17 protein-coding genes are annotated in these 16,908 nt (G+C 64.0%); 7 read left to right on the top strand and 10 right to left on the bottom strand.

The window, feature by feature from the left end; genetic code table 11:
• The first annotated feature begins 98 nt into the window (after nt 1–98).
• Nucleotides 99–1,337: a hypothetical protein gene (locus tag ACX3OZ_RS14350; RefSeq protein WP_459094556.1), complete on the top strand. Its 1,239-nt coding sequence runs from the start codon at nt 99–101 to the stop codon at nt 1,335–1,337.
• 89 nt (nt 1,338–1,426) lie between these two features.
• The gene (locus ACX3OZ_RS14345; protein ID WP_459094555.1) at nt 1,427–2,131 is read left to right on the top strand and encodes a pyrimidine 5'-nucleotidase; all 705 of its coding nucleotides are present in this window, start codon (nt 1,427–1,429) and stop codon (nt 2,129–2,131) included.
• Here ACX3OZ_RS14345 and ACX3OZ_RS14340 read toward each other — a convergent pair whose 3' ends face one another.
• Nucleotides 2,132–2,506 carry a VOC family protein gene (locus ACX3OZ_RS14340; RefSeq protein WP_459094554.1) on the bottom strand — a complete coding sequence of 125 codons (375 nt, stop codon included), beginning with the start codon at nt 2,504–2,506 and terminating at the stop codon, nt 2,132–2,134. It lies immediately after the preceding gene.
• 294 nt (nt 2,507–2,800) lie between these two features.
• On the opposite strand from ACX3OZ_RS14340, the gene ACX3OZ_RS14335 reads away from it, so the two are divergent.
• The gene (locus ACX3OZ_RS14335; RefSeq protein ID WP_459094553.1) at nt 2,801–4,678 is read left to right on the top strand and encodes an ABC transporter ATP-binding protein; all 1,878 of its coding nucleotides are present in this window, start codon (nt 2,801–2,803) and stop codon (nt 4,676–4,678) included.
• 181 nt (nt 4,679–4,859) lie between these two features.
• On the opposite strand, the gene ACX3OZ_RS14330 is transcribed toward ACX3OZ_RS14335, so the two are convergent.
• Nucleotides 4,860–5,849 (bottom strand): acrylyl-CoA reductase family protein, encoded by a 990-nt coding sequence (locus ACX3OZ_RS14330; RefSeq protein ID WP_459094552.1) that lies wholly within the window; start codon nt 5,847–5,849, stop codon nt 4,860–4,862.
• Nucleotides 5,850–5,985: 136 nt separating this feature from the next.
• On the opposite strand from ACX3OZ_RS14330, the gene ACX3OZ_RS14325 reads away from it, so the two are divergent.
• Together ACX3OZ_RS14325 and ACX3OZ_RS14320 are read left to right on the top strand one after the other, a co-directional pair.
• On the top strand, nt 5,986–6,300 hold the full coding sequence (locus ACX3OZ_RS14325) for an ArsR/SmtB family transcription factor (protein WP_459094551.1): 315 nt from the start codon (nt 5,986–5,988) through the stop codon (nt 6,298–6,300).
• Between the two features lie 77 nt (nt 6,301–6,377).
• Nucleotides 6,378–7,409 carry a cation diffusion facilitator family transporter gene (locus ACX3OZ_RS14320; RefSeq protein WP_459094550.1) on the top strand — a complete coding sequence of 344 codons (1,032 nt, stop codon included), beginning with the start codon at nt 6,378–6,380 and terminating at the stop codon, nt 7,407–7,409.
• 24 nt (nt 7,410–7,433) lie between these two features.
• Here the strand turns inward: ACX3OZ_RS14320 and ACX3OZ_RS14315 are convergent, their stop codons facing one another.
• Nucleotides 7,434–8,162, bottom strand: coding sequence for a ThuA domain-containing protein (locus ACX3OZ_RS14315; RefSeq protein ID WP_459104736.1), 729 nt, complete (start codon nt 8,160–8,162; stop codon nt 7,434–7,436).
• 108 nt (nt 8,163–8,270) lie between these two features.
• Between ACX3OZ_RS14315 and ACX3OZ_RS14310 the strand changes: the two genes are divergently transcribed.
• Together ACX3OZ_RS14310 and ACX3OZ_RS14305 are read left to right on the top strand one after the other, a co-directional pair.
• Nucleotides 8,271–9,278, top strand: a complete 1,008-nt coding sequence (locus ACX3OZ_RS14310; RefSeq protein ID WP_459094548.1) for a Gfo/Idh/MocA family protein — start codon at nt 8,271–8,273, stop codon at nt 9,276–9,278.
• 23 nt (nt 9,279–9,301) lie between these two features.
• A complete protein-coding gene (locus ACX3OZ_RS14305) occupies nt 9,302–10,300 on the top strand; it encodes a LacI family DNA-binding transcriptional regulator (protein WP_459094547.1) in 999 nt (332 codons plus the stop codon).
• A 181-nt stretch (nt 10,301–10,481) separates the two neighbouring features.
• On the opposite strand, the gene ACX3OZ_RS14300 is transcribed toward ACX3OZ_RS14305, so the two are convergent.
• The 7 genes from ACX3OZ_RS14300 to ACX3OZ_RS14270 all read right to left on the bottom strand — a co-directional run bounded on the left by ACX3OZ_RS14300 (nt 10,482) and on the right by ACX3OZ_RS14270 (nt 16,871).
• Entirely contained in the window at nt 10,482–11,528 is a 1,047-nt protein-coding gene (locus ACX3OZ_RS14300) for a 3-carboxy-cis,cis-muconate cycloisomerase (protein WP_459094546.1), read from the bottom strand.
• Between the two features lie 9 nt (nt 11,529–11,537).
• On the bottom strand, nt 11,538–12,740 hold the full coding sequence (gene pcaF / locus ACX3OZ_RS14295; protein ID WP_459104735.1) for a 3-oxoadipyl-CoA thiolase: 1,203 nt from the start codon (nt 12,738–12,740) through the stop codon (nt 11,538–11,540).
• A gap of 2 nt (nt 12,741–12,742) precedes the next feature.
• Nucleotides 12,743–13,525, bottom strand: a complete 783-nt coding sequence (locus tag ACX3OZ_RS14290) for a CoA-transferase subunit beta (protein WP_459094544.1) — start codon at nt 13,523–13,525, stop codon at nt 12,743–12,745.
• A gap of 2 nt (nt 13,526–13,527) precedes the next feature.
• Nucleotides 13,528–14,373 carry a CoA transferase subunit A gene (locus ACX3OZ_RS14285; RefSeq protein ID WP_459094543.1) on the bottom strand — a complete coding sequence of 282 codons (846 nt, stop codon included), beginning with the start codon at nt 14,371–14,373 and terminating at the stop codon, nt 13,528–13,530.
• A 239-nt stretch (nt 14,374–14,612) separates the two neighbouring features.
• The gene (locus tag ACX3OZ_RS14280; RefSeq protein ID WP_459094542.1) at nt 14,613–15,050 is read right to left on the bottom strand and encodes a type II 3-dehydroquinate dehydratase; all 438 of its coding nucleotides are present in this window, start codon (nt 15,048–15,050) and stop codon (nt 14,613–14,615) included.
• A gap of 4 nt (nt 15,051–15,054) precedes the next feature.
• Nucleotides 15,055–16,356 (bottom strand): TRAP transporter large permease, encoded by a 1,302-nt coding sequence (locus tag ACX3OZ_RS14275; protein WP_459094541.1) that lies wholly within the window; start codon nt 16,354–16,356, stop codon nt 15,055–15,057.
• On the bottom strand, nt 16,353–16,871 hold the full coding sequence (locus ACX3OZ_RS14270; protein WP_459094540.1) for a TRAP transporter small permease: 519 nt from the start codon (nt 16,869–16,871) through the stop codon (nt 16,353–16,355). Before ACX3OZ_RS14270 ends, ACX3OZ_RS14275 begins: the two co-directional genes overlap by 4 nt.
• Nucleotides 16,872–16,908 lie beyond the last annotated feature (37 nt).

Genomic DNA, 16,908 nt, shown 5'->3' with positions numbered 1-16,908 from the left:
CGGTCAAGGAGCCATCTGCCGCAATATGGCGTTGGTTCTATTGTTGCAATGCGCCCGCCCCGACAATCAAAATGACAACAACACCGCCGGAGATGACGATGCGAACCACCCAGACTGTCCGCCTGCTGCTGCTCAGCGGCGTCGCCACCGCCGCCATGATGGCGCCGGCCATGGCACTCGACGCCCAGGCCTTCGTCGATCGCGTCGCTGCGGTTTACCAGACCATGGGCTATGACTTCGCCTTCGGCCCCGCGACGCTGGATGGTGACACCGTCACCGTCGATGGTGTGACCGTCACGATGGCCGACGCCGATGCCGAGCCGACCAGCCTTGCTACCGAGATCACCTTCTCTGGCGTGGTCGAAGCCGCCGATGGCAGCTACACCGCCAAATCCGTCACCATTCCCGATATCGACACCGAATTCGGCGAGGCTGGCGAGCCGGTCGGGCATTTGACCCTCAGCGACATGCGCGCCGACAATCTCTACATCCCCGCCGGCGACACGGTTTCGGCCGTGGCCATGCTGCAGCTGGTTGGTGGCTTCAGCACCGGCCCGCTGCTGATCACCCGCGATGGCGCCGAAATGGTGTCGATCGACTCCATTGAAGCCCTCTCGACCTTCAATCCGGCCCAGGGCAGCGCCGAGCTGATCGATCTGGGCTCGACCCTGGCGATCAATGGCATCGCCATCGACCTCACCAGCGTCGGCGAGGAAGATCCCGATGCCGCCGCTACCATCGAGGCGCTTGGCCTCACCACGATTTCCGGCGACATCACCCAGGATGCCAGCTGGTCGATGGCCGATGGCCGGTTGGAGATCAGCGAGTTCCTGTTCGACTTCGCCGATCTGGGCGCCCTCAACATCCCCATGCACGTAACCGGCCTCACCCCGGCAGTGATCGACCAGATCACCGCGATGCAGACCAGCACGGCGGGCGAGGAGCTCACCGAGGAGCAGTCGCAGGCCCAGATGATGAGCGCCATGGCGCTGATGCAGGGCGTCTCAATCGTCAGCGCCTCGGTGCGTTATGACGATGCCTCGCTGGCCGGCAAGCTGCTGGAGCATTTTGCCAAGGAAGCCGGCACCGACCGCGCCAGCTATGTGGCCGGCCTCAAGGCCATGCTGCCGATGCTGCTGGCCCAGTCCGGCATTCCCGCGCTCAACGACATCGTGATCCCGCCGGTCTCGGCCTTCCTCGATGATCCGCAGAGCCTTGAAATCAAGGTCGCGCCGCCGTCTCCGACCTCGCTGCTGGTGCTGATGGCCGCCGCCGCCAACCCGGCCGGCCTGATCACCGCCCTGGGCTTTGTCATCGAAGCCAATACTGCCAAGTAAGGCCGCCTTGCCCCACTGCCATCCCGGCTCACGCCGGGGTGGCCCCGCAGGGTGAAACTTTTAGGAATTTAGCGTAGTGTTCGACGACCATGAATGATTTGTCGTCCCCACCGCCCGCCAGCCTCAGCCACATTACCGATTGGGTGTTCGATCTCGACAACACCCTCTATCCGCGCAGCTGCAATCTGTTCGCGCAGATCGATAGCCGCATCACCCGCTATGTGATGGACATCACCCAGCTCGATTTCGAGGCCGCCCGCGCCTTGCAGAAATCCTATTACCGCGATTTCGGCACCACGCTGAACGGGCTGATGCTGCGGCACGAGATCGACCCCGATCATTTCCTCAACACCGTCCACGCCATCGACTATTCCCCCGTCGATCCGCATCCCGATCTGGTCGCCGCCATCAAGGCGCTGCCGGGGCGCAAATTCATCCTGACCAATGGCGATACCGGCCATGCCCATGCGGTGCTGACCCGGCTGGGCGGCGACGATCTGTTCGAGTCGGTCTATGACATCCGCGCCATGACCTATGTGCCCAAGCCGCACCGCGAAGCCTATGACGGCTTCTTCGCCAGCAATGGCATCGACCCGACCCGCGCCGTGATGTTCGACGACCTGGAGAAAAACCTCGTCGTACCGCATGAAGTCGGCATGGCGACGGTGCAGGTGGTGGCCGGCGCCGATTATGATCATGCGCAGGTCGAAACCTGGGAACTGGACCGCGCCGCCGGCCCCCATGTGCATCACGTCACCGACGACCTGGCCCGGTTCCTGCACGAACTGCCTTAGCTACATGCTGTTCAGATGCAAAATATTGCCGTCCGGGTCCTTGAACCAGACGGCCTTGAAGTCGCCCGACGAATGGATGCCGTTGGCATAGTCGAGCCCCATCGCCGGATAGTGCTCGAATTTGACACCCTTGGCGGCGAGGGCGGCGGCGATGGGCGCGATCTGGTCACCGACGCCCCAGGCCACCGCATTGGCCTTGTTGGTGCCGGCGAAATCGGAAACATACACCACCAGCGTGGTCGCCCCGGTGCGGAAGGTGGCGACATTGTCGTCCCCGCTGAGCAGATCGAGCCCCAGCGTTTCGGCGTAAAACGCCCGCGCCCGCGCCATATCCTTGACCGCCACGATGGCGGCAGCATCCTTGTCCTTGAGCATGTCGAAATCCTTTCGCGCTGAAACAAGGCAAACGCGGCAGCCAGCCTCTGGTTCACCGGCGCCGCCCCCTCATCCGCCCTTCGGGCACCTTCTCCCACGAGGGGAGAAGGGAACTCGGTGGCCCCCAAAGAGTGGAGCCCCCCTCGCCCCTTGAGGGAGAGGGACAGCTTTTCTGCGTTCAGCAGAAAAGCTGGGTGAGGGGGCCTGCGTGTGCCCATGCTTTGATGCGTGTGCCTTATCATTCCCCCACGCAAAGCTATTTCCCCCTCTCCCGCGCCCCGCTATCATGCTGGTATGACAGACCTTCCCGGGCGCCGCCCGCCGCCGACGCCCGATGCCGCCCCCACCTTCCGCGAGCGGATCGACAATTTGCGCCATCTTGGCCGGCTGGTGGCGCAGATCTGGCGCACCAGCAAGCGGCTGACTGCCGCCAGCATCGGCCTGCGGCTGATTTCGTCGCTGCAGCCCATCGCCATGCTCTATGTCGGCAAGCTGATCATCGACGAGGTGATCCGCCTCACCCAGATCACCCCGCCCGGCCCCGGCTTTGCCGATTGGTGGAGCGAGGGTGTACTCGATCACATGCTGGTGCTGCTCGGCCTTGAACTCGGGCTGGTGATCGTCTCCGACCTGCTGGCCCGCGCCACCGGCCTGGTCGACTCGGTGCTGTCCGAGCTGCATTCCAACACGGTCAGCGTCGAGCTGATGGCGCATGCCGCCCGACTCGACCTGCGCCATTTCGAATCCGCCGAATATCAGGACCGGCTGGAGCGCGCCCGCCGCCAGGCCGCCGGCCGCAACGCCCTCTTGAGCCAGATGTTCGGCCAGGCGCAGGACATGATCACCGTGGTCACGCTGGGGCTGGGCCTCTTTGCCTATGCGCCGTGGCTGATCCTGCTGCTGCCGCTCAGTTTCGTGCCCGCCATCTGGGGCGAAACCCGTTTCAACACTTTGGCCTATTTCATGAGCCGCTGGCGCACCCCCGAGCGCCGCGAGCTGGAATATATCCGCCATATCGGCGCCAGCGCCGAGACCGCCAAGGAACTCAAACTATTCGGCTTGGGCGATTTCCTCATCGCCCGCTTCAAGCTGCTGGCGCAGGCGATCTATCTCGAAAACCGCAAGCTTTCGACCCAGCGCGCCGCTTGGGGCGCCGTGTTTTCCTCGATCTCGACGCTGACCTATTATGGCGCCTATGGCTTCATCGTCTGGCGCACCATCACCGGCGCTTTCACCATTGGCGATCTGGCCTTCCTGTCCGGCTCGTTCCTGCGCCTCAATGGCCTGTTCCAGAAGATCTTGCTGGGCTTCACCCAGATCGCCGGGCAGTCGATGTATCTCGACGATCTGTTCAGCTTTTTCGAAATCGAGCCGACCATTCTGTCGCCGGCCACGCCCAAGCCGTTCCCGCAGCCGATCCGCCAGGGCATCACCTTCGAGGATGTCGGCTTCCGCTATCCCGACACCGACAATTGGGCGATCCGCCACCTCAACTTCACCCTCCATGCCGGGGAAACCCTGGCGCTGGTCGGCGAAAACGGCGCCGGCAAGACCACCATCGTCAAGCTGTTGACCCGGCTCTATGACCCCGATGAGGGCCGCATCACCATTGATGGCATCGACCTCAAGGATTTTGCCGTCGCCGATATCCACGCCCATATCGGGGTGATCTTTCAGGATTTCATCCGCTACAGCCTCTCCGCCCGCGAGAATATCGGGGTGGGCCGCATCGAAGATCAGGACGACATGGTCCGCATCGAAGACGCCGCCGAGCGCAGCCTCGCCGATGCGGTGATCGCCAAGCTGCCCGAGGGCTATAACCAGCAGCTCGGTCGCCTGTTCAAAAAGGGCCGCGACCTCAGCGGCGGCGAATGGCAGAAGGTCGCCATCGCCCGCGCCTATATGCGCGACGCCGATCTGATCATCCTCGACGAGCCCACCGCCGCCCTCGACGCCAAGGCCGAGTCCGAAGTGTTCTCCCGCTTCAAGAGCCTCGCCGCTGGCAAGACCGCGGTGATCATCTCCCACCGCTTCTCGACCGTCCGCATGGCCGACCGCATCCTGGTGCTCGACAATGGCGGGATCCTCGAATCCGGCTCGCACGAAGACCTCGTCGCCCTCCGCGGCCGCTACGCGGAGTTGTTCGAGCTGCAGGCGGCGGGGTATCGGTAGGGCCCCCTCATCCGCCCTTCGGGCACCTTCTCCCACGAGGGGAGAAGGGGGCTCAGTGCCCGTCCAAGAGTGGAGCCCCCTCGCCCCCTTGTGGGAGAGGGACAGCTTTTCTGCGTTCAGCAGAAAAGCAGGGTGAGGGGGCTGCGCTCGCCCATGCTCAGGCGCTCGGGCGCTCAGACGCTCACACCCCCACCCGCACCAACACCCGCCCCTTCACCTCACCCGCCAAAATCTCACTCGCCGCCCCCGGCAATTCCTCCAGCCCCACCTCGCGCACCAATCCGGCATACGCCGCCAGATCGAAAGTCTCGGCAATCCGCCGCCAGGCCGCCACGCGCGTCGCATAAGGCTGCATCACGCTATCGATGCCGATCAGCGTCACCCCCCGCAGGATGAAGGGCAGCACATTGGTTTCGAGCGTGATGCCGCCGGCATTGCCGAGACTGGCAACCGCACCGCCATATTTGATCTGCTTGAGCAGCTTGCCCAGCACCTTGCCGCCGGCGCTGTCGATCGCCGCATCCCAGCGCGCCGATTCCAGCACCTTGTCGGGCTGCGCCAGAAATTCATGCCGGTCGATGATGCTGGTCGCGCCCAGCGCACGCAGCGCTTCGGCATGCTGCGGCCGCCCGGACAGCGCCGCCACCTGATACCCCAGCCGCGCCAGCAGCGCGGTGGCAATGGTGCCCACACCACCGGCCGCCCCGGTCACCAGCACCTCGCCCGCCGGCGTCAGCCCCGCCGCTTCCAGCCGATCAATTGCCAGCATCGCCGTCAGCCCCGCCGTGCCGACAATCATTGCGTCGCGCGTGCTCAGGCCCTGTGGCAGGGGCACCAGCCAGTCGCCATTGACCCGCGCCCGCTCGGCATAGCCGCCCCATTGGGTTTCCCCCACCCGCCAGCCGGTCAGCACCACCTTGTCGCCGACGCCATAGCGCGCGTCCTCGCTGGCCCGCACAACACCGGCAAAATCAATCCCCGCCACATGGGGGTAGAGGCGCACCAGCCCGCCGCCACCGGTCAGGCAGAGCCCGTCCTTGTAGTTGAGCCCGGCCCAGTCGATATCGACCGTCACATTGCCCTCGGGCAATCGAGCATCATCCAGCATCTGAACCGCTGAGCTGACCTTGCCGTCACCATCCCTCTCGGTGACCAATGCGCGGAAATTCATGAGATCCTCCTCCAATGCGCCCCACCCTAGCCCTCCCCGGCGAGGCGTGGAAACTTCAATACGCTCACCGCGCTCTGGCGCATATCGGCAAAGCGTCTTACCTGTTGAGCCAGCTTGCCCCACCGAGACGATTGCCGTGAACGCACCCAGCGACAGCCAGATCGCCGTCATTGCCGAAACCTATCGCCTGCTCGGCGACCCCACCCGATTGCGGGTGCTGCTGGCCTGCCTGCCGGCGCCGATTGCGGTGGGCGACATCGCCAAGGCGGTCAATGCCTCGCCCTCGCTGGTCAGCCACCATCTGCGTCTGTTGCGCGGCGCGCGGCTGGTGCGCGGCACACGACAGAACAAGCAGGTGTTCTACGAAACCGCCGATGAGCACATCGCCCATATGCTCACCGACATGATCGAGCACGCCATGGAAGAGCAGGAGGCCGACAGCGACGCTTGAGCGCAGCCTTGCGCAAAGTGCTTGATTCAAACATATGAACATGTATTCATATGACGAGATTTGATCGGAGCGGCGCGATGACGGCCAACCACGAAAAAACCGGCAGCATGAGCCACAGCCATGCCGGCCATGAGCACGCGCCGCATGACGACCACGAGCATGATCACGCCGCACACGACCACGACCATGCGGATCACGATCACGCCGGCCACAGCCACGCCCCCACTGTCAGCGCCAGCAATGAACGTGTGGTGCTGATCGGCTTCCTGCTCACCGCCACCTTCATGGTTGCCGAAATCATCGCCGGCATGCTCTCGGGCTCGCTGGCGCTGATCGCCGATGCCGGGCACATGCTGACCGATTCAGCGGCGTTGCTGCTGGCCTGGGCCGCCTTCCGCTTCGGCCGCCGCGCCTCGGATGGCAAGCGCACCTTCGGCTATATGCGGCTCGAAGTGGTGGCCGGGCTGATCAATGCGGTGACCCTGTTCGCCCTGGTCGGCTGGATCATCTATGAGGCCATCCAGCGCTTCATGACGCCGCATGAGGTGCTGGCCGGGCCGATGTTCATCGTCGCCGTGCTCGGGCTGGTGATCAATATGGTGGTGTTCTTCGTGCTGTCGCGCGGCGAGAAGGACCATGTGAATATCCGCGGCGCCATGGTGCATGTGCTGGGCGATTTGCTCGGCTCGGTCGCCGCTATCGCCGCCGCCATCACCATCTGGCTGACCGGCTGGATGCCGATCGACCCCATTCTCAGCGTGCTGGTCAGCCTGCTGGTGCTGCGCAGCGCCTGGGCGCTGTTCCGCAACTCGCTGCATATCCTGATGGAAGGCACCCCCGGCAATGTGGTGGTGGAAGATCTCAGCACGGCGCTGGTCGCCAAGGTGAAGGGGCTCGCCGCAGTGCGCCACGTCCATGTCTGGTCGATCACCTCGGGCCGCCCGGTGGCGACGCTGGAAATCCTGCTCGATCCAGGCGTTGATGCCAATGCGGTGACCCAGGCGGTCAAAGCCGCGCTCTCCGCCGACTATGGCATCAGCCACGCCACCGTCGAAATCGTCTGGGACAGCAGCGCGCCGGCCTGCGCCTGGGATAGTGAAATCCCCTAACGCGGCGCAGCGCGCCCCAGTCTCTCAGCGGTGGATCGGCTCAGCGCGGTGCCAATTGTCCAGCTTGCGTGCGCCACTATGCGGCCGCATCGCCCATTCGATGCCATTGCCGATGACATGCTGCACCATGGGATGGTGGTAGATCGGGAAGGTTTCGTGGCCCGGCGAGAAATAGAAGATCCGCCCCAGCCCACGCTGGAAGGTCAGCCCCGAGCGGAACACCTCGCCGCCCTTGTACCAGCTCATGAAGACGATCTCGTCGGCCGCCGGAATGTCGAAGGGCTCGCCATACATTTCCGACTGCGGAATCTCAAAAAATGGCGGCACGCCATCGGCGATGGGATGGCCGGGATTGGTGACCCAGACCCGCTCCAGATCGCCCTCGGGCAGTTCGCGCCAGGCCAGGTTGCAATTGGTGCCCATCATGCGGCGGAACATCTTGGAATGGTGCCCCGAATGCAGCACCACCAGCCCCATGCCCGCCAGTACCCGCTGCTGCACCCGGTCGATGATCTCGTCGCGCACCTCGTCATGCGCCACATGGCCCCACCAGGTCAGCACATCGGTGCGACCGAGCAGTTCCTGGGTCAGCCCCTGTTCGGGATCGTCGAGCCCCCGGCGCTCGATGGTGAAGTCGCGCCCCTTGAGGCCGGCGGCGATGGCGCCGTCCATGCCGTCGGGATAGATCGCGGCCACCGCCGCATCGCGCTGCTCATGGCGCCCTTCATTCCAGATGGTCACGCGGATCGTCACGACTGCCCTCCTGTCGGCGAAACTGGTCATCTGCCAGCTTGACGCGCCAAAATGTACACGTTTACATTCGGCCGGCAATATGAAATTTGCGCTGGGGAAGGAACGAGCATGGTCTTGCGTCTGGGAGTCATCGGGGCCGGGTTGAAGGCCGCCGATTATGCGCGCGGCTGGGCCGCCATGGACGATGTCGCCATCGTCGCCACCGCGGAAGTCAGCGACGTTTCGCGGAAGCGCTTCGCCGATACCTGCGAAGCCGCCGGCGCGCCCCGCCCCGCCGAATATCCCGATGCCGACGCCATGCTGGCAGCGATGCAGGGCCAGATGGACGCCGTCTATGTGTCGACGCCGCATGTGTTTCACGCTGCCAATGCGCTGGCGGTGATCGAGGCGGGCTACGATCTGCTGCTGGAAAAGCCGATGGTGACCACCGTCGCCGAAGCGCTGGCACTGGTCGAGGCCGAGCAACGCACCGGCCGGACCGTGGTGATTGCCTTTCAGGGCGGGCTGTCGCCGCTGGTGCACGACACGCGCGACCGGGCGCGGCGCGGCGATTTCGGCGATTTGGTCAGCGTCAACGCGGTGATCTGGGAGGGCTGGAAAAACAACTATGCCGGCCAGTGGAAGCAGAACCCCGCCATTTCCGGCGGCGGCTTCATGTTCGATACCGGCGCACACATGATGAACACCGTCTGCGTGCTGGCCGATGCCGAGTTCGAACGCGTCTCGGCCTATACCAATAATCGCGGTCTCGCCGTTGATCTGGCCACTGCCGTCGCCGCCCGGCTCAGCAATGGCGCCTTGGTAACCTTCAATGCCGCCGGCGAAGGCCCGCCGGGCTGCGCCTCCGCCATCACCTTCTTTTACAGCAAGGCCATCATCCGCATCGACGCCTGGGGCAAATGGCGCGAGGTCAGCATTGATGGCGTGGCCGAGCCGCGCGAAGAAGGCGAAACCCGCGACACGCCGATGCACACCTTCCAGGCGGTGCGCGACGGGCGGCTGGCCAATCCCTCCACCGTCGCCAATGGCCTGCGCTTTGCCCGGTTGTGGGACGCCATCAAGGCATCGGCGGCTCGCGATGGCGCGCCGATTGCGCTAGAGCTGGGCCAGCCCTGAGCGAGGGGCGACGAGGAGATGGCATGCAGCGCAAGGGACTGACGTCGGTCGAACTGGCCAAAATTGCCGGCGTGTCCTCTGCCACCATTTCGCGCGCCTTCTCTGCCGGTTCCAGCATGAAGCCGACGACCCGGGCGCGCATTCTGGCGCTGGCCGACGAGCATGGCTTTCGCCCCAATGCGATGGCCCGCTCGCTCAATAACAGCCAGTCGCGGCTGGTGGCGCTGGTGGTCAATACCGTGGCCAATCCGGCCGAGGCCGAAGGGCTCGACCAACTGATCACAAGGCTGCAGGAGCAGGAGCGCATGCCGCTGGTGCTGCGCTGCGCCGACCATGCCGATCGCAGCCAGCTGATGCGGCTGGCTTCGACCTATCAGGTCGATCATGTGGTGCTGTATTCCGACGCCGTGTCGATTGACGACGCGGTGCGCATCTTCCGCTCCGCCGTGCCGGTGATCGCCTCCTCCGAACCGCTGGCGGGGCGCGACCTGTCCGAGGTGCGGCTCGATGCCAGCGCCGCCACGGGGGAAATCGTCGAACATCTGGTCGGCCTTGGCCGTCGCCATTTCGTCTATCTGTCGGGCCGCGCCTCGAGCCATATCGACAAGCAACGCATGGGCTGGTTTGCCGACGCGCTCGCGGCGCATGGACTGGCCTTCGCCATCGTCGAGCATGGCGATTATTCCTACGAGTCTGGCTACCAGGAAGCGGATTTGCTGCTCCGCCGCTCACGCCCCGACGTGATCGTCTGCGCCAACGACCTGATGGCCATCGGCGTGCAGGACGCCGCCGCTTCACTGGGGCTCAAAGTCCCCGAGGACCTGGCCATTGTCGGCCATGACGGCGTCGCCCTGGCCAATTGGGACTGCCACTCGATCACCACCATCATGCCGCCGCCGGGCGCGGTCAGCGCGGCGCTGGCCGAGATCATCGAGCGCGATCCGAACGACGCTTGCGTCCATCGCACGATCAGCTGCGTCGTCCGCTGGGGCCGCAGCACCGGGCCATTGCCTCGGGTTTAGAGCCCATATTATCCCTGCCGATTGCGAGCCCCGATACCATCCCCTCCCCCTTGAGGGGAGGGTTAGGGTGGGGGTGTCGTGCCCTCCAAGCACACCGAGCCAGCGGGAACCACGACACCCCCACCCCCGCCCTCCCCTCAAGGGGGAGGGAGCCTATCGCGGCTCTCTAAATTCAGTCGCCTCAACGCGCCGGAAAGCTCAGCTGCCCCACCAGCAGATTGCCCAGCCGCAGACTCGCCCCCGTCGCCACCACGATCTGCGGCAGGGTCAGCCATTCCAGCGTCCAGGCGGCGCCGGAGCGTTCATTTTCATGCAGCATGGCCTGCTGCAAGGTCCCGACCAGCCCGGCATTATACCGCGCCAGCGCCACCAGCACCTCGGCGTTCACCGGATTGGATTTATGCGCCATCGAGGATGAGCCGCCACCGCCGGCCAAGGCCACCGCGCCAATCTCGTTCTGCGCCAACAAGGTCACATCGACCCCGATCTTGCCCAGCGTGCCGCTGAGCAGAGCCAGCAGCGAGGCAAACCCCACCAGTGGGTCGCGCGCCGTCTGCCACGGTTCAGCCAGCCCCAGATCGAGCTGCCGCGCCAAGGATCGGGCAATGGCCTCGCCCTGCGCACCAAAGCTGCTGCGGTCGCCAATCGGCCCGCCGAGCTGGATCACCAGCAAGCCGCGCCGGCAGGCTTCCAGCGCCACCAGATGCCGCCGCAGCGGGGCAATCCAGGTGGCGAGTTTTGCCCCCACACTATAGGGCAACGCCTGCTGCATGCGGGTATGCGCCATCATGGGCTGGGTGCCATGGCGCTCCAGCAGCAGGTCGATGCCATCGAGCAGGCTGGACAATCGTGTCTCGAACAGGCCAATCACCGCAGCCAGCTGCAGCACCAGTGCGGTGTCGATGACGTCCTGACTGGTCGCGCCCTTATGCAAAGCCTCGGCATGCGGCGCGGCGATGCGACGGCGCAGCTGCGCTACCAGCGCCGGCACCACCACCCCATCGCGCGCCATGCCGGAAGCGAGATCGTCCCAATCGGGCTCAAACCCCACCAGCCCGGCCGCAATGGCGGCCGCCGCGTCAGCCCCGATCAGGCCGGCATCGGCTTCGGCTTGTGCCAGCGCCGCCTCAAACCGCACCATGGCCGCGATCCGGGCCGGATCAGCGAGCAGGGTTTCGGTTTCGATATCGCCGGTCAGGGCGTCGAGCAAAGGGCGCTGGCTGTTCATGCGTGCAATCTAGACCCGCTCAAGCCCGATGGCGATGCCCTGCCCGACGCCAATGCACATGGTGGCCAGCGCCCGGCGCTTGCCGGTCAGCGCCAGCTCCAAAGCTGCCGTGCCGGTGATGCGTGCGCCGCTCATGCCGAGCGGATGGCCCAGCGCAATGGCGCCGCCGTTGGGGTTCACATGGTCGGCGTCTTCGGCAATGCCCAGTTCGCGCAACACGGCGATGCCCTGGCTGGCAAAGGCCTCGTTGAGTTCGATGATATCGAAATCCGCCGGCGTCAGACCCAGCCGGGCGCACAGCTTCTGCGTCGCCGGGGCCGGCCCCATGCCCATGATGCGCGGTGCAACGCCAGCGGTAGCGCCGCCGAGAATGCGGGCAATCGGGACGAGCCCATGCTTTTTGGCGGCGGCTTCGCTGGCGATAATCAGCGCTGCCGCACCATCATTGACGCCGGAGGCGTTGCCGGCCGTCACCGAGCCATTGGGAAATAACGGCCGCAGCTTGCCCAGCGTTTCGAGGCTCGACCCGGCGCGCGGATGCTCATCCTTGTCGACGCTGATCGGATCGCCCTTTTTCTGGGCAATGCTAACCGGGACGATTTCGCGCGCCAGCCGACCATTTTCCTGCGCGGCCACGGCCTTGTCCTGGCTGCGCAGCGCGAAAGCGTCCTGCGCCTCGCGGCTCACCTCAAAATCCTGCGCCACGTTCTGGCCGGTCTCAGGCATGGAATCGACGCCATAGAGCGCCTTCATCTGCTTGTTGACGAAGCGCCAGCCGATGGTGGTGTCATAGATTTCCGCGTTGCGCGAAAACGCCGTTTCGGCTTTTGGCATCACGAAGGGCGCACGCGACATCGACTCGGTGCCGCCGGCAATCACCAGCTCGGCCTCGCCGGATTTGATGGCGCGGGCGGCAGCGATCACCGCATCCATGCCCGAGCCGCAGAGCCGGTTGATGGTGGTGCCGGTCACCCCCACCGGCAGGCCGGCGAGCAGCAGGCTCATGCGGGCGACGTTGCGGTTGTCTTCGCCGGCCTGATTGGCATTGCCGAAGATCACATCATCCACCGCGTCCCAGTCGACGCCAGTATGCGCTGCCATCAGCGCCTTGAGCGGAATGGCCCCAAGATCGTCGGGCCGCACCGAGGACAATGCGCCGCCAAAGCGGCCAATGGGGGTGCGCAGATAGGCGCAGATATACGCTTCCGTCATGCTCAGTTGTCCTTCTTGCTGCCGCCATGGGCCGCGGCGGTGCGCGCCTGCAAATCGCGCAAAGTGGTCAATTCGAGTTCGCTCGGCACCGGGGTTTCGTCCAGATCGTCGGCAAAGCGCACTTTCCAGCCGCAGGTTTCCTGCACCATGTCACGCGTCACGCCGCGATGCAGCGAGCGCACCACGAATTCCTTGGTTTCGGGATCGGGCCGCCAGATCGCCAGATCGGTGATCAGCAGTGTCGGCCCCTTGGTGGTGATGCCGAGCCGCTGGCGATGATCGCCGCCCTCGCCGTGACCGAAGGAGGTGAAGAAATCCACCTTCTCCACCATCGAGCGCTGCGCCTGTTTCAGCGTGATGTAGATTTCGCCGCAGGAGGTAGCGATCTCGGGCGCGCCGCCGCCACCGGGCAGCCGCACCTTGGGGTGGTGATAATCGCCGATCACCGTGGTGTTGATATTGCCGAAGCGGTCGAGCTGCGCCGCGCCCAGAAAGCCGATGGAAACGCGGCCGCCCTGCAGCCAATAGCGGAACATTTCGGGCACCGAGACAGTCGACACCGCCGTCTCGCATAATTCGCCATCGCCGATCGACAAGGGCAAAACATCGGGTGCGGTGCCGATGGTGCCGCTCTCATAGATCAGCGTGATGTCGGGCGCATGGGTCAGTCGCGCCACATTGCAGGCGGCCGATGGCGCGCCGATGCCGACAAAGCACACATCCTTGCTGGAAAGCTGGCGCGCGGCGGCGATGGTCATCATTTCATTGGGGGTAAAGTCGGTCATGGTCACAGCCCCTTGATGCGGTCGGCAAACGCCTCGGGCGTCGCCTTGAGCACATGCTCGTCCATCCAGGCCGCGAACAGCTCACGGTCGGACGAAATCTTGTCCCACGCCAGATAGGTGGCGTTGTCGCGGGCATAATAGCCATGGGTATAGGAGGGGTGCGCCCCGCCCTTGACCACAGCGATGGCGTTGATCGTCCAATGCGGCAGGATGCAGAGATTAGGATGCAGGCCCTTGAAGTCGGGCACCACTTCCTCGACCGTCACCACGACCCGCTTGGCCGCCAACGCCGCTTCCTTCTGCACCCCGACAATGCCCTCGATCAGCACATCGCCCTTGGCGTTGGCCTTTTGCGCATGGATGAAGGTCACGTCCGGGCGATGCGCCGGCACCGTCGCCAGCTCTTCGCCGGTATAGGGACAGGTGATGGACTTGATGGTCGGATTGACCTTGGGCAGGTCAGCGCCGCGATAGCCCCGGAACACTGCCAATGGCAGGCCAGCGGCGCCGGCTTCGTAGGCCTGGGCCATGGCGGAGTGGGAATGCTCCACCGTCTCGATGCCGCGCGGATATTGGTTTTCGATGGCGTCGCGCATCCGGCGCAGCAGACCTACGCCGGGATTGCCGGCATAGGAGAAGATCACCTTCTTGGCCATGCCCATGCCGATCATCTGGTCATAGACGATGTCCGGCGTCATCCGCAGCAGGGTCAAATCCTTGAAGCCCTGACGGATCGCCTCATGCGCGGCGGCATGCGGAATGAGATGGGTGAAGCCCTCGAAGGCGACCATGTCGCCATCGTTCAGATTGTGCCGGACAGCCTCGGCAAGCGGCAAGAATTCGGCCATAGCGCTCTCCTGATTTATGCCGGAGCAAACAGAAAGGACCGCGCCCGGTCAACGGATTTGTGCGATTTACGATATTTGTTCGCATATCGCCCAAATCATGGGCCTGACAGATGCACCGGGCAGATAAGCGCAAGAAAAGTGGCAGCATGCTTGCAGCCCATGCTTGGACGAAAAAGGGGCCTGACCGCAGCCAAGCCCCTCTATCGCAAAGTCTTTTTCGGCCATCGCCGCCGCTAGCGCTAGAGGCGGGTTTCCAGCATTTTCAGCATGGCTTGCACCGCTGTCGCGTAGCCCTGCGCCCCCAACCCCACCAGCACCGCATCGGCCCGCATCGACACATAGGAGCGATGATAGATCGACTCGCGCTTGTGAACATTGGAAATATGGAACTCGATAACCGGCCCCTCGAACATTTTCAGCGCATCGAGCAGGGCCAGCGAGGTGAAGGTGAAAGCGGCGGGATTGATGATGATCCCCGCCCCCTCATCGATCGCCTCATGCACCCAATTGATCAGGTTTTCCTCGCTATTGGTCTGGCGGAAAATGACCGGGTGCTGCCCCGCCGCATCGCGGCAGAGCTGTTCCACCTCGGTCAGCGTGGTGGTGCCATAGATGGAAGGCTCACGCTTGCCGAGACGATTGAGGTTGGGACCATTTAAAATATAGAGCGGCTGCATGTTCTTAGCCCCCATAACCGAATTGGCGCGGCAGCCAGAGCACGATGTCGGGGACGAAGGTGAACACCATCAGCGCCACCAACAACCCGCCGAGGAACGGCATCACATCGGCCACGATATTGCGCATCGGTGAGCCCGATATCTTGGTCATGATGAACAGCAGCAAGCCATAGGGCGGCGTGATCAGCCCGAGCATGATGTTGACGATAACGACCAGGCCGAAATGCACCATGTCGATGCCCAGCGCCTGGGCGGTGGGGATCAGCACCGGCACAATGACCAGCAGGATGGTCGTGCCTTCGAGCACGCAACCCAGGATCAGCAACATGATGTTGACGATGATCAGGAAGGTGATCGGATCGAGGTTCCAACCGATCAAGATCGCGCTGATGGTGCGCGGAATATTCTCCACCGTCACCACATAGTTGAACACCAGCGCCCCGGCGATCAGCATGCCGATGGTGGCGGTGGTCTTGGCGCTGGTCAGCAGCGACAGGTAGAATTCACGAGCATTTACACTGCGATAGACGATGATCGAGATGACCAGCGCATAGAAGGCGGCCACAGCAGCGGCTTCGGTAGGCGTCGTGATGCCACCGTAAATGCCATACATCAGCACCACCGGCATCATCAGCACCGGCATGGCTTCCCAGGTCATCTTGGGCAGCTTGCGGAACGGCACCGGCGGCTCGACCGGGAAGTTCTTGACCCGGGCGGTGACGGCAATCTGCACCATCATGACGCCCGCCATCAGCAGGCCCGGAATGACCCCGGCGAGGAATAGGTAGCCAATGGACGTGTCGGCCACCAGCGCATAGAGCACCATGGGAATGGAGGGCGGAATGATCGGCCCGATCACGGCGGTGACGGCGGTCAGCGCGGCGGCATAGCTCGGCGTGTATTTGCCGTCCTTGGTCATCATGTGCTGCATCATCTTGCCCGACCCGGCGGCATCGGCGACAGCCGAACCGGACATGCCGGCAAAGACGATGGATTGCAGCACGTTGACCTGCGCCAGCCCGCCGCGGAAGCGGCCGACCACCGCATCGCACCAGCGCAGCAGGCGCTCGGAGAGCGAGCCGGAATTCATGATTTCAGCGGCGAGGATGAACAGCGGCACGGCCAGCATGATGTAGTTGGAATACATGCCGTTGAGGAACTGCTCGGCGACGATGCCCATATCCTGGCCGGTGAACAGCAGATAGAGGATCGAGCCGCAGAGCATGGACAGCCCCATCGGCAGACCGAGAAAGGCCAGCGCCGTGATCAGGATCAGCGCGGCGGTAAACTGAGTGGAAATGGTCATACGCCCGACCCTGCCTTGGTTGGATCAAAGCCTTCGCTGTCCTTGCCCCAGACGGCCTGACAGGCCAGCCAGAACTGACGAACGATCATCGCCACAGCGAAGATGGCATAGATGGAATAGAGATAATCGAAGCGGATTTTCAGATAGGCCGTCTTTTCGACCTTCATGAACATCACATAATCGACCACGGCCGGCAGCGAGATGGAGAACAGCACCACCAGCGTGACGGCGGTGAGAAAGACCATGACCCGCCGGGTGCGATTGCCCACTGCGGCATAGAAAATATCAAAGCGGATCTCTTCACTGTCGCGCACCACGAAGGCGGTGCCGAACAGCACGATCCACAGCCACATCATGACGCTGATTTCATGCGTCCAGCCGATGGGCAGATTGATGACGTAGCGGAAGACGATCTGCAGGATGAAGACGGCGAACATTACGCCGAGCATGGCTGCGAGAATATTTTCGGCGCGGGCGTATAACCACGCGCCGAGGCCGGCAAGTCGAGGATTCATTGTCTGGCTCCGGAGCGGAGGTCTGCCAAGGACGGGG

Source organism: Devosia sp. A369 (genome assembly GCF_054489345.1).
This window is presented reverse-complemented; position numbering and strand designations above follow the sequence as displayed.